Below are 15,002 nucleotides of genomic sequence, written 5' to 3'. Positions count from 1 at the left end.
CACTTTACATTTACATGAACCACAAATACCACTGCGACATGCGATGATGATCGGAACACCTGCTTTCTCTAGTGAGTCAGCTAACGGAGTTCCTAGATCCGCTTCAACTTTTGCACCAAACGCAGGCACAAATACTTCAACAGATCCGCTCGCTTCAACGCCTTCTGCTTGATTATCTGTATCCACTTTTGAAGTTGGAGTGAAGCTCTCTTGGTAGAAGTTGGCCATGTTAAATTCCAGCTCAGTCAGATAACGCTCAACATCTTCCATAAAGCCAACTGGACCGCATAAGTACACGGTTCTTTCTAGAATGTCAGGAGACAGACGAACCAACCAACTCTTATCTAAACGCCCTTGAGGTGCTGTGGTCCCTTGGTTATCTTTCAATAATAGCTTGAGGTTGAAATTCGAATGCATTTCATCCAACTGATTTAGCTCTTCAAAATAGATGGTTTCTTGCTTGCTGCGTGCCATGTGGATGAAATCAATTTCAATCGCAGGATCATGTTTTAACCAGTACTTGACCATCGAGATCACTGGCGTAATACCGCAGCCTGCACTCACCAAAGTAACCTTCTTAGTAGTACTAGGCTTGCAATCAATGCAGTTAAACTCACCCGCAGGCTTGAGTACCGTGACTTCATCACCTTCGTCCAGTTCATCCACAATAAAGTTTGACACTAACCCGCCATCGACACGTTTTACTGTCAGCTTCAAACGGTTGTCATCCGTATCTGAGGCAATCGAATAAGCTCGATAATCCATTTTCTGTGGCATATTCAAGCCTAGAGTGATGAATTGACCTGGCTTGAAGTTGAAATGGAGATCTTGCGGAATTGAGCCCAGCTCAAAGCTAACCGTATCAGGCGTTTCATGCCATTTTTTAAGACAAACCAAAGAGATTGAATCGCTATCAGACCACGCGTACATAGTAATACTCACTTTTTATAATTTGGGATGAACGACAAAAGCCTCGAGCCTTAAATAGACTCAGTCTATTAGGCACGAGGCTTGGTTAGCGAGATTAAGCCGCTAGGATTGTTTTAAGATCTTGCTCAGGCGTAGAAATAGCACGCATGTCGAACTCGTCTTGAATGATCTTCAGTAGGTTCTCAGTTAGGAACGCAGGTGCAGTTGGACCTGTATAAATACCTTTCACACCCAGTGCGAACAGAGTCAGTAAGATAACAATCGCTTTTTGCTCAAACCAAGAAAGGACCAGAGTTAATGGAAGCTCGTTGATCCCACAATCAAACTCTTGAGACAATGCTAGGGCAAGTTGGATTGCAGAGTATGCGTCATTACATTGACCAACATCGAGAAGACGTGGAATACCGTTAATGTCACCAAATTGGTTCTTGTTGAAACGGAACTTACCACAAGCCAAAGTCAGGATAACTGAGTCGTCAGGCGCTTGAGCAGTAAAGTCGGTGTAGTAGCTACGCTCAGCTTTATCACCATCACAGCCACCCACTAAGAAGAAGTGTTTGATGTTACCTTCTTTTACTTGCTCAACCACTGCTGGAGCCGCTTCCATAAGTGCATTGCGACCAAAGCCTACAGTGATCATCTGTTCGATCTCGTCGTGTTTGAAGCCCTCTTGTGCTAGTGCACAATCGATAACAGCGCTGAAGTCATCACCTTCAAGATGAGCAACACCCGGCCAGCCTACGATGCTACGTGTAAATAGACGATCAGCGTACGCGCCAACATCTGGGTTAAGTAGACAGTTAGACGTCATCACAATCGCACCAGGGAAGTTAGCAAACTCTTTTTGTTGATTTTGCCATGCGCTACCGTAGTTACCTGCTAAGTGTGGGTATTTGCTTAGTTCAGGGTAACCATGAGCTGGAAGCATTTCGCCGTTGGTGTAGACATTAATGCCCTTACCTTCTGTCTGTTGCAGGATCTTTTCTAGGTCATGTAGGTCGTGACCAGAAACAAGAATACAGTGACCTTTCTTCGTTTTAACATTCACAGCCGTTGGTTGTGGGTGACCAAAGGTATCCGTCTCGCCTTTGTCCAACATCTCCATGACTTTGTAGTTCATCAGACCGATCTGCATTGATGTATCAAGCAGCTGTTTCAGATCCGTAGGATCAGTCCCCAAGAACGCCATGATTTGGTGGTATTCAGCATGAATATCTTGGTTTGTTTGACCAAGAACACGTGCGTGCTCCATGTATGCTGCTGCACCCTTCAAGCCGTATAGACAAAGCAGACGTAGACCGATTACGTCTTCATGTTGAGAATCGTGACCACGGTTAACAGCAGCTTGTGGTGCAAGAGCAAGCAACTGAGTGCTATCTGTCGGAAGATCAAATTGAGCTGCTGGTGACAGTGCTGGAATTTCAAAACCAACCACCAGCGCAGCGGCACGAACTTGTTGCTCTAAACGCTGCTTGTATTCGTGTGACTGTTGAGCAAATTCAATGATTCGCTCAGGGTCAAAGTTTACGTTAGTTAATGTCGCGAAAAACGCTTTTGGTGCCCACTCATCGATTTCCGTATCAATGACGTTGCAAGCGCGGCCCAAGTTGGCCCAAAAAGAAACCCCTTGCAGTGAGTACACCAACACGTCTTGTAAATCAGAAACTTCAGAAGTTTTACCACACATACCTTGTGCGAATGAGCAGCCTTTAACGGTTGGCGTTTGAATAGTTTGTTCACATTGAATACAGAACATATTGGGCTCCAGTAATAGTCGTTTGTTGTAAGTTCTTGGCTCACAATGATTTATTTTTCCTACTCCCTAGAGCACCTTCCATGCCAACTTTTAACTCATTGTTTTATAATAGAAAAGCTACATAGCCATATTTTTAGTGCGTATTTATGACTACAAAAGACGACTAAAATTAAACACACCTAGGTCAATATGACTTTCAAAGATTTTTTTGAACACCGTTCATGTTTCGTTCAGAAAAGCTTTGTTAGAGTGACAACATAGAAAAAGAGGAAATGAATTATGAAAAATATCTTAGTTACTGTTGCAGCGCTCTTCACTGGTCTTATCGCACTATTTACCAGCTTGCTGCTTGCTATCCCTCTAACGATTGCTGCCCTAATCACAGGGAAAAAAATTCAGAAGCAAATGAGCCAACAAGGCTTTACATCACGTATGAATACTAACTACTCAGCGAATCGAGATGCTGGTGTGATTGAAGGCGAATACGAAGACTTGTCGAACAAACGATAAGTCACAGATGAGTTAGCACTAGCACAACACAGTGGGCACAGTGCCCACTGTTCAACAAGCACCATAAAAGAAATAGATTAGTAAACCCGACATGAAGAAAACCCTCACATTAAGCTTGCTTACGCTAACATTAATGGGCACATATGGTTGCTCCCATGAACCTGTTATTCCCGCATATCAAGCGTCTGGTGAGCTCCCTACTTATCAGCAAGATAGCTTTGATCGCTACCAAGAAGAAACACAGCAATGGCTGGCTTCTCACCGCATCTTTGTCTCAGAGGACCACCAAAAAGAGATTGAGCTAAACTCTCCAACCGAATATCAACCAGATCAACCAAACGGCGAAGCAGTTCTCCTTGTGCATGGGCTTGGCGATTCTCCGTACTCATTCCACGACGTCGCGACTTACCTTGCTCAACAAGGCTATCTGGTGCGTACTGTTTTACTACCAGGTCACGGCAGTCGTGTTGCCGACTTAATGTTGCCTAGTTTAGAGGACTGGCAAGGCGTTGTGGCTCATCACACCAAGCTGCTTCAACAGGAGTATGATTCGGTGTGGCTAGGAGGTTACTCAACAGGTGCCAACCTAGTTACCTCACAAGCGATGAAAGACGATACGATTTCCGGGCTACTGCTGTTCTCTCCAGCGTTCCAACCGAACTCTTCAGCGGTGCAGTTTGCAGAACTCGCAAGCTACTTTGTCACGTGGGCCGATCAAGATCCTGAAGACAATATGCTGCGCTACAACTCGTTACCAATGAATGGAGCATCGGTTTACTACCAAACCTCTGAGATTGTGCGTAACGATTTACAGAAAGGATACTACGACAAGCCGGTATTTGTATTGATGAGCGAAGGCGACAGCGTGATTGATACGCAATATGTGGAAAATGCCTTTAGTCAGTCGATGTCAAATCCAAGCAACGTGATGATCTGGCAAGGGGAGCAAGAGTTAAGTGACCCAAGAGCGGTGCGTTACAGTATGAAGCTACCAGAGCAACGCATCTCTAATGGCTCTCATATGGGGCTACTGTTCTCTCCACAGAACCCATATTACGGGGTAAACGGTAGTGAGAAGATCTGCTCTAATGGTCAAGCAGAAGGACTAGAAGAAGCGTGCCAAGCCGGTGAAGAGACGTGGTATTCCGCATGGGGTTATCAAGAGCCCAACAAGAATCACGCTCGCTTAACCTTCAACCCATACTTTGAAGATAACATGCACAAACTTAGTGAGATGATGGCGTCTGGCACTGTTATGGCAAACTCAAAGTAAGCTCATAGCCAGCTATCGTATTCAAAAAATAAAAAGGCTCACCACAATACATGGTGAGCCTTTACGTTCTAAAGCGTCTTTTCTAGATTGTCCATACCACACGTGCAGCCAGTAGAATCAATACCACACCCGATAGCCTGTCTATCAACTGGGCTTGAGAGCGGATACGATCAACAATCAGCGGGCTCGACAATACCAGTGTGATGAAGGTGTACCATAGGCCATCCACAATCAGCGGTGTCGATACGATGATGACCTTGTTCATCAGTTCATTACCTAAAGCGACAAACTGACTGAATAGAGCAATAAAGAACAACGCGATCTTTGGGCTAAGAATTGAGATGAGAAAAGCTTCACGAGCAGACTGCATGTACGTGACAGGCTCCCCACCTTCTAATTTTGCTGCCACACCACCTTTTGAACGCAGCGCGTTAACACCTAGATACGCCAAGTATGCAGCACCCGCTAAGCTAATGCCTTTAAATAGCATTGGCGACTGTTCTAACACGACCGCCAAACCGATAATAGTGGCAAACGCATAGATACCGATCCCTGCCGCATGTGCCCAAGCCGCGATAAGACCATTCATTCGTCCACCAGCTAGGCTGTGTTTTGCAATCATTGCTAAGCTTGGCCCCGGTGACATCGCGCCCAACAAGCAGATTGCTAATAAAGAAAACCAAATCGTTATTGTCATTATTCCATTCCTACACTCAATTACTGCGAGCAGACTATCCTCGCTGACTATGTTGTCACCTTAATTTGAACAAGCTATAAATTGAAATCAAAGATAATCATCATTACTATGATTTGAAATCATACTGATATTGTAACTGGATTTCTGCATAGCAAGATACGCCTTCTCACGTACCCACTTGTGTGCAGAATCATTATCAAACTTAGGGTGCCACATCAGCCAATAGGTGTGGCTATCGGTTTCAAAGGGCAATGAGCGGTAGGTCAATGATTGATGACGAGCTAAGTTGTAAGCAATGTGTTCGGGAACAATCATCAGATAATCATCTTGGTTCAGCACGTTACACGCCGCCGAGAAAAACGGCACTTTCAAAGCCACTCTTCGGGAATACCCTAGCTGCTTTAAAGCGATGTCAGCCTGAGTGTCTTTGTCCCCACCCCCGGTCACTCTAATATGCGCAAAATTAACGAGATCATCGATACTCAATGTTTCTTGTCGTGCTAAAGGGTGCGAGCTTCGCATCAGGCATACCGATTTGTCTTCACCCAACTTCATGCTTGATACATGCTCTGGTTTAGTTGGAAACATGCTAGATGCCAAGTGAATCCCCATATCATGAAGGCATTCAAGGTAACTGGGATCCCACAACCGATAGGCGAGATTGATATGCGGCGCGACCTCAGAAACGTCGGCAACAATGTTGGGCAAGATGTACTGAGCAACATAATCACTCGACGCCAGTACTAACTCCCCTTTCCACTCTTTAGGATCAAAAGGCTGATCATCAAGAAGGTGGTCAAATTCCCCTAGCAGCGCGTCCAATTTATCTTTAAGTAGCAAAGCACGTGAAGTCGGAATGAGTTTATTGCCGTCTCTGACCAATAACGGGTCATTACACAGATCTCTCAATTGGGAGAGCTGGCGACTGACCGCAGATTGAGTGATATGCAGTCGCTCCGCAGCACGACTAACATGGCACTCTTCAAGCAACACATGCAGTGAACGCAGCAGATTAAGATTAATATTGCCTAACATGAGAGCCTTACTGAGTTTGCTTATTGAAGAATTCAGTGAGCACCGTGTGCGTCATCAGCTGGCGTAGGTCAGCATAGTTGTGCAGCTGATCTCTGATTCGATTGAGATGTTCCATACTTTCAACTTCTACATAGAGCATCATATCTGTCTCACCACTGATAGAATGACACCACTGAACGCCATCAATTCGATAGATTGACTGTGCATACGATTCGCAGCTGTGGTCACTACTGGAGAGATCGAACTTTAACGAGATATAAGCGCATACATTCTTCGACGCATTCGAATCTGCGACTCGCGCATAATAGCCTTGAATGACTTGGTCATTCTCAAGTTTCTTCATTCTTGCATTGACCGCCGAGCGCGATAGATTAACTTCTCTGGCAATATCACTGACCGAGCAGCGCCCATCATTTTTTAGAATATCGACGATTTGACGATCAAATTTATCCATTGTGCTCACGACTTCCATTGTTCTAGTTATTTCAACTTCCTAATTTGACACAAATTTCAACGTTAGAACAGCCGACACTTTCACTTCTAAAAAACAAAACACCGTTAAAATGACACCAAGTTACGACGTTTCGCTAGCTGCAATCTAAGTAATGACGGAGTATGCTTTTGCAATAAAACATAGCGCTGGCGAATTCCTTAAAACACTCCAGCCACGATAAAATCTTCAAGGACGGCGAATGACACAACTCAAGCAAGAAATCACCCTGCTTTCCGGTATAGGGCAGCTTTCTACCACCCTACTAGGGACTGGGTTATTTATGATTCCCGCAATAGCCGCAGGTATCGCAGGACAATTATCGTTATTAGCTTGGTTGCTGCTGTTCATTGCCATTTGTCCAATTGCTCTCACTTTCGCGGCACTTGGAAAGCGCTATCCTAATGCCGGCGGTACAGCCTATTTTGTGCGCCAAGCATTTGGGCAACGTATGGAGACGGCAGTCGCTTGGCTATTTGTCAGTGTGATTCCTGTTGGCATCCCTGCGGCGATCGCTCTAGCTGGAGGATTTGCGCAGCAGTTACTTCCGGCGCCTCTAAACGCACCACTCAGTGCCCAATTTTTAACTGTCGTACTACTGATCATTGTAAATCTATTAGGCAGCAAGTCTTCCGGGCGACTGCAAACTGTCATCGCACTCTCTATTCTCGCGCTTGTCGGAGCTTTTATTTGGAAAGCAGATATCAGCATGGCTGACGTCGCGATTCCAAGCGTCGATTCAAGTTCAATGTGGTCAATCGGCTCTGCTTTGGCTGTGATGTTTTGGTGTTTTGTTGGTATTGAAGCATTCGCACACATGGGGGAAGAATTTAAGAACCCGCAACGAGACTTTCCCATCGCTATCATCGCAGGTTGCTTTGTAGCAGGATTGGTTTACTGGGCTTGCTCAGTGGTGATTTTAAAATTGGGCGCGTATGGTTCCGCTGAATTTGATGCGACAGCAATTCCATGGGTCACAGAACAACTGTTTGGTGCAGGCTTCAAAACCGTGATCAGCATACTCGGCTTCTTTGCCTGCTTTGCAAGTCTCAACCTATACACGCAGAGCCTATCACGCATGATTTGGGCTCAAGCTCGTCAACACAATCCAAGTGGTAAAATGGCTCAGCTCAATACACGGGGGGCACCACTTTACCCAACGATTGCTATCGGTGTTGTAGCACTACTGTCTTGCGTGATTGGTGAACTATCTTCATTAGATCTTGAGTTTTTCCTCAAGCTGGCCAACGGGATCTTTGTGTTAGTGTACCTATTGGCGATGCTCGCAGCCTGTCGCTTGCTGTCAGGTTCAGGTCAATATATTGCAATGCTGTCGCTGCTATTGTGTACCTTAGTCTTCATCTGCTTAAGTTGGTCAATGCTCTATGCATGCATCGTGTTTGCTGCCTTGCTGCTACCTTGGCGTCGTTGGCTGGGTCGACCTCGCGTTTCACTGGAATAATCACCTACGCCTCACAATGAGATACTTTTTGCGCCATTACTCACGATAAAAAACTTGAGCAATGGCGCGCATTTTCTGAGGTATTTGTTCCAAAGGAATGTTTCCAAAGCCCAGAACTACGGCACGCCAATTACGGCTACTGTTTTTCGTGTATTCGTAAAAACTAAACGGACGCACGACGATGTTTTCTCGCTCTGCCCTTTCACTCCAATCTTGTTCTGAAATCCCGCCATACCACTTCACCGTCACATGCAGTCCGGCCGCTTGGCTTATCACTTCAAGGTCTTGGCCGAACTCACGCTCTAATGCTGTTAGCATCGCTTCATGCTTCTGCTTGTATAGGCGTCGCATTTTTCTAATGTGCCTTAACAGGTCACCTTCATTAATAAAGTCCGCTAACGCTTCCTGAGTATGCATGGGTGAGTCGCCAGTAATTGCGTCTTTGATTTCTAAACAACGAGGTACCAACTGTTTAGGTACTACCATGTAGCCAATTCTCAAGCCATTGAACATCACCTTACTGAGTGAGCCTACGTAGATGACCCGCTCGTCTTGCTCTAGCTTACCCGCTAACCCTTGCATGCTGGTGTATGGGCGATGAGCAAACTGAAATTCACTATCATAGTCATCCTCAATGATCCAAGCCTGTTTCTGTTTTGCCCAATTAATGATCTTGAGCCTCTGCTCCGTAGTAAGCGTCGTACCCATTGGATATTGATTACTTGGCGTGACATAGAGCGCGTGAGCTTGACTCGCCAGTACTTTATCTAAACACAGTCCTTGCTTCTCACGCACTGGAACAGGCTGCATTTGGAGTTGTAAAAGGTCGATGATCTTATGAACCTGACGATACCCGGGCTCCTCCATCAAGACTTCATCTCCAGCCTTAAGGGTCGCCATCAACGCTATCGAGAGCGCCTGCTGTGCACCAATCGTAATAATGACTCGACTAGAATCACAATGAACAGAGCGGCTACTCGCCAAGTAATGACTCAAAGCTTCTCGAAGCACAATGGAACCTTGAACCTGCTGATTTCCTGCAAGGTTTAAACGCGTCACATGCCGCTGCAGTAAGCGCTGCCATTTAGCGAATGGGAAAGCTTGGAGATCGGGAACTCCAGGCGCAAAGCCCTGATTCACATCAAAAGGCGCTTTTCCATTCACATCATTAGGTTCTTTGCCTACCGTTTCCGATTGAGCTTCTGAAGTCCGTAAATAGTATTCGGGCTGTTCTATCGAAACAAAATAGCCCGCTCCTTTTCGGCTTTCTATGTAACCTTCACCCACTAACTGTTCGTAAGCGAAAATCACTGTATTACGGCTTACATCAAGCTCCAGAGCTAGCTTGCGAGTAGAAGGAAGCTTATTCCCTTTACGCCAAAACCCACGCACGATCTTTTCTCTGATGGCGTGAAACAAGGCGTTCTGACGTGTTGTTTTACTGAGATCTAATGACAGGTCTCCGATATCAATTGGCTGCATAACTGGATCCAAAAACTCTTCAAAAGTGGCTCTATTTATGTATCCAGTTAATCGTTAGATTGAGTAAAAAGCAATCATGGAGATGTCATTATGTTATCGAGAACCAACAGAACAACGATTAAGAAAGGAACCCACAAAGCGGAGTTTGAACAGCAAAAGCTATACGACATCATTGATGAAAGCCTTATTGCTCATATCGCCTTAGAAGGAGAGCAAGGCCCGGTGGTCATCCCTATGCTGGCCTGGCGTGTCGATAACCATGTTTATATTCACGGCGCCAAAAACAGTCGTCTACTTAAAGGATTAAAGAAAAGTGCTCAAACGTGTCTCACTTTCACTCTGTTTGACGGCTGGGTGTTAGCGCGTTCAGCTTTTCACCACAGTGCTCACTATCGTTCTGCAGTGGTATTTGGTTCATTTGAGATCATTGACGACGCCGACGAGAAAGACCGACTGCTCAATCATTTCATTGAGCAGATAGCACCAGGTAGAACAGAAGAAGTGCGTCTGAGTAGCCCAAGAGAGTTAGCAGCCACAGAGCTGCTGGCCATTCCGTTAACCGAGGCTTCAGTTAAAATCGGTAAGCACGGCGTGAACGACGATGAGTCTGACCTCGAAATTCCTGTGTGGGCGGGAGTGCTACCTTACAGAACGGTCGTAGGTCCACTCGAAACCGTGCCTGAATTGGAAGGTAAGATTGATTTACCGGACTATTCTGCAGCCTACGGTTCGCGTTGGAGTAATACGCCAAAAAGTAACAACAATGCTTAGCATTGAAGCCGCTTAGAAGTGAGCCTGAAAACGATCGCGATACTGCTTAGGTGTTAAACCTCTATGTTTCTTAAACATACGGTTGAAGCTCGCCGTATTGGTATAACCAAGGCGTGTCGCGATCTCATCGATAGGCGTGGAATAACGCAATAACTCAACCGCCACGTTACTCAACGCGTAACCCGTAATGGTTGAGAATGTAACTCCAAGACGATGCAGTCGCCTCTGAAATTGCTGCTCCGATAACCCAAACAAAGAAGAAACTTTGGCAAGCGTTGGCAAACCAAAATGTCGGCTGTAATTGATCATCTCGTAGATCACCTTATGCTCATCTTCTGCATCGGGCATATTTAGGTAGTTGTCCAAATCATGGTAATTCATTGCTAGGTTGGCACGCCCAGCAGATCGAACTTGGTTAACGGATAGCCTAAGATTACTCGGCAACCACACCTCAGTCCTCGGTTGTCCCCATTGAATTGGGCAATCAAAGTACGCTTGGTAAATCTCTACATTTTTACGATGGCCAGCAATACACACTGCAGCAGGTTTAAAACCTTCTCCAAGATACATTCGCAATATCTTAGTCATGAAAATAGCGACCCGAATGGAGTCGTGAACCTTACCTTTCGCACTATACGCCGGGTTCTCATAACACCATTTAATCAGCGGCCCTACTTCCGCACCATAGAGATACGCACCAGACTGCAAGCAATGGAGGCTTAAGTTTACTCTGCGAATGGTAGAAGCGAGATCATGCCCAGAGAAGAACCAGTTCGCTAATGGTCCCGCTTTCTCAATATCAACTTTTTGCCCTATCTGCAAAATGATGTCTGGGTTGTGTGTCTGCTGCTCTAGGTTCTGATACCACTCGTCAACTTCTGTCACAGGTATCAAGTTCATCGGGTTATCAAACACCGACCTTGGAATACCCAAACTCTCAATGTTTGCCATCTCATTAGCCGCGACTTGCTGATAAATACTAAAAATACCCAGAGCCCGCAAAAAGTTAACGTTATGCACAAAACCACCCATTCATCATAGAAACGAAACAATTTTAATATCACAAATAACAGATCACATCAAAATTGACCTAATTTAGAAATAATCTGTACCTTTGCAACCATAATATCTGACATAGCTCACAATTGCGTTTCTTAGTTAACGTAGGGTTTATCAATGAGTCTTCTTAGTGTCCCGTTTGTTGGAACCGGTGCCGATACAGCACTTCACGTAGTAGCAGGAATTGTGCTTGTCGCGACTATTGCTGCTGCAGGTTACGGTTTCTGGCGAGTTCATGAATTGCCAATTAATAAAGCACATAGCAAAGAGCACCACCAATTGGGGCTGATCACCGCGCTCACCTGGATAGGGTTTATCTGGCATTGGGTATGGGTATTGGCTGTGATTCTCGCGTTTGTCGATATGGAAAAGGCAATTATCAATCTTAGGGATACTTGGCGTGCACCTTCGCCAGAGAAAACTGCAACTCAAGAGAGTGATAACAACGAGGAGAAGCCAGCATGTTAGAAGGTTTAGCTATTTGGGCTCTTTTCATTTATCTGCTTAGGTTAGTTGGTATGCCTTGGAACAAAGGAACCAAAGCGTTCGCTTACCTAGGTGGTACATCGTGGTTGCTGTTCGTATGGGTTGGATTGATTAACTATACTCCGATGGACCTATCGGGCGGCTCAGTAGTCCAATCACCGCATATTCAGCTGCGACCAGATTCCACAGCAGTGTCAGGTAAAACGACCAAGGTTCACATCACACCGAACCAAGATGTAGAAGAAGGCCAGCTGATCTATGAAATTGATGACACCAAATATGTCATTGCTCGTGACAAGGCAAAGATTCAGCTTAATTCAGCGCAAGTTGCTCTAGAAACAGCGCGTCAAGAAGTCGATATCGCGAAGATTTCGTATCAGTCATCACTCGAAGACATCAATTCGACAGAAGCAAAAATTGAGTCCGCGAAAACAGATCTTGTACTGCAAGAGAAAACACTTAAACGCTATTTGCGTCAAAACAGCGTGGTAGAGCATACGATTACGGAATCGGACATCGATCAGCAAACAGCTACTGTCGATTTGGCGCAACACAGCCTGACGACACTGAAGTCCGAACTGAGCAAGAAAAAGGTAGATGCCGAAAACGCTAAACTAAACATTCAAAAAGCGGAAACCAATGTCACTAAAAAGCAGACTGACGTAGACACTGCAATCTCTACATTGGCTCAAGCGGAATGGGATTTAAAGAGCACTAAGGTAACCGCACCAACAGATGGCTTTGTTACCAACTTCATTCTTCGTGAAGGCCAACGTGTATCGATGATGCCACGTATTCAGATGTACACCGAAGAGAAGTACGTACTGATGCGTGTGAATCACCAAGCGATTCGTAACATTAAAGTGGGCCAACCAGCGGAGTTCGCAACAGCGGTGTATCCGGGTAAAATCTTCTCTGCAACGGTGGAAGGCATTGTTGAGGCAACAGGTGAAGCGCAAGCAACGCTACTGGGTATCGATGAATCAGTTCGAGCAACGACAGGCAAGAACTTACAGAATAAACACCACTTCGTTCGTTTGAAGATTGAAGAAACCGAAGGCTATGACATTCCCGTCGGCTCAGTTGGTCTTGCATGGGTAAGTGGTGAGAAGCCGATCAGCTTTATGGCATTCTTAGATGTAATTCGTGGCATCATTATTCGAATGAAATCTCAGCTGTACTTCTTCTACTCGATATAACGGATACGCTCCAACAAACTAAGAATCAACAAGGTCAGCGTTTTGCTGGCCTTTTTTATTATTCAATACATTGCATTTATGTGCCATTCGCAATTTGGAATTGCAAATTGCAAAAACAACGGTCAAATACGCATCAAATTGATATAAAACAGCCGAAAATGGGCCTGTAAAAGTTGGCACACTACCTGCAATACTACTAGTGACCCTTCTTAAGCCGAGGGTCACCTAGCCAACTGACGTTGTTAGTGAACCTACATTGTTCACACTATATATAAGCCAATTGCCATTTTGCAGTTGGCTATTTTTTTGTCTAAATTTCTGCAGAAATTTACAGACACCTATTCATTCCAATAACAACCAATTTTCATAGCTAAGCCGCTCCAAAAGAAACACAACCTCTATTAGAAAACGTTTTCCTTATAAAAAATTAAAAAAACACAAACCTACAAGCAATTGTTTTAATTAAAAATAACATTGCCACACTGACTTTTAGGCAGCTTAATGACAAAAATAACATTGACTATGTGATTTATATCACCATAATGCGCACGTTTGTCTGAAATATGACGAGCGTAATTAGTTTAATTTATAAATTGCGGAGGTAAAAAATGGCTGCGGATAATAACTACAGTCTAGGGCCGGTTCCAACATCGGCTAGGAAAGGAGTCGCTTCATTAACAATGGTAATGTTAGGTTTGACTTTCTTCTCCGCAAGTATGTGGACAGGTGGTTCACTCGGTACTGGTCTCACCTTCAATGATTTCTTCCTCGCCGTTCTCATCGGTAACCTAATCCTTGGTATTTACACTTCTTTTCTTGGCTACATCGGCTCTTCTACTGGCCTCTCAACCCACCTTCTCGCTCGATTCTCTTTTGGTACTAAAGGCTCTTGGCTTCCTTCTGCTCTCCTTGGCGGCACACAAGTTGGCTGGTTCGGCGTTGGCGTAGCAATGTTCGCAATCCCTGTGCAAAAAGCGACCGGCATTGATACCAACACCCTAATTATTGTTTCTGGCTTATTGATGACGGCGACAGTGTACTTCGGTATCAAAGCCTTGATGGTCTTATCGGCGATTGCTGTTCCTGCAATTGCAATCTTAGGTGGCTACTCAGTGATGACTGCTGTAGACAGCGTTGGCGGCTTGGAACAACTTCAGCTTATCAAACCAGAAACCCCAATGGATTTCTCTATGGCGTTGGCTATGGTTGTAGGCTCTTTCGTTAGTGCAGGTACGCTCACTGCCGATTTTGTCCGCTTTGGTAAAAAACCAGCAAGCGCAGTTCTGGTTACTATGGTCGCTTTCTTCATCGGTAACTCGCTAATGTTCATCTTTGGCGCAGCAGGCGCAGCGGCAACAGGCCAATCAGACATCTCTGATGTAATGATCGCTCAAGGTCTACTTCTTCCTGCTATTATCGTGTTAGGTCTGAACATTTGGACAACCAACGAAAACGCGCTGTACGCATCGGGGTTAGGTTTCTCAAACATCACAGGTCGTTCGAGTACACTAATGTCGATCATGAACGGCATCATTGGTACGATTTTCGCGCTATGGTTGTACAACAACTTTGTAGGCTGGCTAACGTTCCTATCGCTGGCAATTCCACCGATCGGTGGCGTTATCATCGCCGATTTCTTTGCTAACCGTAAACGCTACAAAGATTTTGCAAAAGCAGAGTTTCAAACAGTGAATTGGGCTGGCATTATCGCGGTTGCAATTGGTGTTGCTGCAGGTCACTTCCTACCAGGTGTTGTTCCTATCAACGCTGTGTTAGGCGGCGCTATCAGCTACCTAGTGCTCAACCCTCTTATGAACAAAAATGCTCTGAAATCTCAGACGGCTTAAGGAAA

The 15,002-nt window shown here is 45.1% G+C and carries 14 protein-coding genes; 7 read left to right on the top strand and 7 right to left on the bottom strand.

The genetic code is table 11. The features are described 5' to 3' along the window. Both AC6R05_RS18085 and hcp read right to left on the bottom strand, forming a co-directional pair. The coding region (locus tag AC6R05_RS18085; RefSeq protein ID WP_500648218.1) for an FAD-binding oxidoreductase at positions 1–930 on the bottom strand (930 nt) is incomplete at its 3' end. A gap of 94 nt (positions 931–1,024) precedes the next feature. After that, positions 1,025–2,686, bottom strand: a complete 1,662-nt coding sequence (gene hcp / locus AC6R05_RS18080) for a hydroxylamine reductase (RefSeq protein ID WP_150897204.1) — start codon at positions 2,684–2,686, stop codon at positions 1,025–1,027. Positions 2,687–2,965: 279 nt separating this feature from the next. Between hcp and AC6R05_RS18075 the strand changes: the two genes are divergently transcribed. Both AC6R05_RS18075 and AC6R05_RS18070 read left to right on the top strand, forming a co-directional pair. Beyond that, positions 2,966–3,196, top strand: coding sequence for a hypothetical protein (locus AC6R05_RS18075; RefSeq protein ID WP_331442115.1), 231 nt, complete (start codon positions 2,966–2,968; stop codon positions 3,194–3,196). 91 nt (positions 3,197–3,287) lie between these two features. Further along, positions 3,288–4,469 (top strand): alpha/beta hydrolase, encoded by a 1,182-nt coding sequence (locus AC6R05_RS18070; protein ID WP_500648217.1) that lies wholly within the window; start codon positions 3,288–3,290, stop codon positions 4,467–4,469. 82 nt (positions 4,470–4,551) lie between these two features. On the opposite strand, the gene AC6R05_RS18065 is transcribed toward AC6R05_RS18070, so the two are convergent. From AC6R05_RS18065 to AC6R05_RS18055, 3 genes are all read right to left on the bottom strand, one after another. After that, positions 4,552–5,166: a LysE family translocator gene (locus AC6R05_RS18065; RefSeq protein WP_150897201.1), complete on the bottom strand. Its 615-nt coding sequence runs from the start codon at positions 5,164–5,166 to the stop codon at positions 4,552–4,554. An 87-nt stretch (positions 5,167–5,253) separates the two neighbouring features. Then, the gene (locus tag AC6R05_RS18060) at positions 5,254–6,201 is read right to left on the bottom strand and encodes a LysR family transcriptional regulator (protein WP_500648216.1); all 948 of its coding nucleotides are present in this window, start codon (positions 6,199–6,201) and stop codon (positions 5,254–5,256) included. 7 nt (positions 6,202–6,208) lie between these two features. Beyond that, entirely contained in the window at positions 6,209–6,655 is a 447-nt protein-coding gene (locus AC6R05_RS18055; protein WP_032550377.1) for an Lrp/AsnC family transcriptional regulator, read from the bottom strand. Positions 6,656–6,893: 238 nt separating this feature from the next. On the opposite strand from AC6R05_RS18055, the gene yjeH reads away from it, so the two are divergent. Further along, positions 6,894–8,153 carry an L-methionine/branched-chain amino acid transporter gene (yjeH, locus tag AC6R05_RS18050; RefSeq protein WP_500648215.1) on the top strand — a complete coding sequence of 420 codons (1,260 nt, stop codon included), beginning with the start codon at positions 6,894–6,896 and terminating at the stop codon, positions 8,151–8,153. Positions 8,154–8,189: 36 nt separating this feature from the next. Here yjeH and pdxR read toward each other — a convergent pair whose 3' ends face one another. Continuing rightward, positions 8,190–9,635 (bottom strand): MocR-like pyridoxine biosynthesis transcription factor PdxR, encoded by a 1,446-nt coding sequence (pdxR, locus tag AC6R05_RS18045; protein WP_500648214.1) that lies wholly within the window; start codon positions 9,633–9,635, stop codon positions 8,190–8,192. Between the two features lie 90 nt (positions 9,636–9,725). Between pdxR and AC6R05_RS18040 the strand changes: the two genes are divergently transcribed. Then, complete coding sequence (locus AC6R05_RS18040; protein ID WP_500648213.1) at positions 9,726–10,406, top strand: pyridoxamine 5'-phosphate oxidase family protein; 681 nt, start codon at positions 9,726–9,728, stop codon at positions 10,404–10,406. Positions 10,407–10,418: 12 nt separating this feature from the next. Here the strand turns inward: AC6R05_RS18040 and AC6R05_RS18035 are convergent, their stop codons facing one another. Further along, positions 10,419–11,426, bottom strand: a complete 1,008-nt coding sequence (locus AC6R05_RS18035) for a helix-turn-helix domain-containing protein (RefSeq protein ID WP_500648212.1) — start codon at positions 11,424–11,426, stop codon at positions 10,419–10,421. A 156-nt stretch (positions 11,427–11,582) separates the two neighbouring features. Between AC6R05_RS18035 and AC6R05_RS18030 the strand changes: the two genes are divergently transcribed. From AC6R05_RS18030 to codB, 3 genes are all read left to right on the top strand, one after another. After that, positions 11,583–11,933: an MFS transporter gene (locus AC6R05_RS18030; RefSeq protein ID WP_150868621.1), complete on the top strand. Its 351-nt coding sequence runs from the start codon at positions 11,583–11,585 to the stop codon at positions 11,931–11,933. Next, a complete protein-coding gene (locus tag AC6R05_RS18025) occupies positions 11,927–13,150 on the top strand; it encodes an HlyD family secretion protein (RefSeq protein ID WP_500648211.1) in 1,224 nt (407 codons plus the stop codon). The genes AC6R05_RS18030 and AC6R05_RS18025 overlap by 7 nt, the downstream gene beginning before the upstream one ends. Before the next feature lie 608 nt (positions 13,151–13,758). Continuing rightward, the gene (codB, locus tag AC6R05_RS18020) at positions 13,759–14,997 is read left to right on the top strand and encodes a cytosine permease (RefSeq protein WP_500648210.1); all 1,239 of its coding nucleotides are present in this window, start codon (positions 13,759–13,761) and stop codon (positions 14,995–14,997) included. Positions 14,998–15,002 lie beyond the last annotated feature (5 nt).

This window comes from Vibrio sp. R11-SG3-ISO9, assembly GCF_059834255.1.
The sequence above is the reverse complement of the archived record's forward strand: the minus strand, read 5'-3'. Positions and strand labels throughout refer to the sequence as shown.

Coding starts and splice junctions, on each gene's coding strand:
- AC6R05_RS18025 (WP_500648211.1), top strand. CDS start 11,927: ATGTTAGAAGGTTTAGCTATTTGGGCTCTTTTCATTTATCTGCTTAGG.
- AC6R05_RS18070 (WP_500648217.1), top strand. CDS start 3,288: ATGAAGAAAACCCTCACATTAAGCTTGCTTACGCTAACATTAATGGGC.
- codB (WP_500648210.1), top strand. CDS start 13,759: ATGGCTGCGGATAATAACTACAGTCTAGGGCCGGTTCCAACATCGGCT.
- AC6R05_RS18030 (WP_150868621.1), top strand. CDS start 11,583: ATGAGTCTTCTTAGTGTCCCGTTTGTTGGAACCGGTGCCGATACAGCA.
- pdxR (WP_500648214.1), bottom strand. CDS start 9,635: ATGCAGCCAATTGATATCGGAGACCTGTCATTAGATCTCAGTAAAACA.
- AC6R05_RS18065 (WP_150897201.1), bottom strand. CDS start 5,166: ATGACAATAACGATTTGGTTTTCTTTATTAGCAATCTGCTTGTTGGGC.
- AC6R05_RS18040 (WP_500648213.1), top strand. CDS start 9,726: ATGTTATCGAGAACCAACAGAACAACGATTAAGAAAGGAACCCACAAA.
- yjeH (WP_500648215.1), top strand. CDS start 6,894: ATGACACAACTCAAGCAAGAAATCACCCTGCTTTCCGGTATAGGGCAG.
- AC6R05_RS18075 (WP_331442115.1), top strand. CDS start 2,966: ATGAAAAATATCTTAGTTACTGTTGCAGCGCTCTTCACTGGTCTTATC.
- AC6R05_RS18060 (WP_500648216.1), bottom strand. CDS start 6,201: ATGTTAGGCAATATTAATCTTAATCTGCTGCGTTCACTGCATGTGTTG.
- hcp (WP_150897204.1), bottom strand. CDS start 2,686: ATGTTCTGTATTCAATGTGAACAAACTATTCAAACGCCAACCGTTAAA.
- AC6R05_RS18055 (WP_032550377.1), bottom strand. CDS start 6,655: ATGGATAAATTTGATCGTCAAATCGTCGATATTCTAAAAAATGATGGG.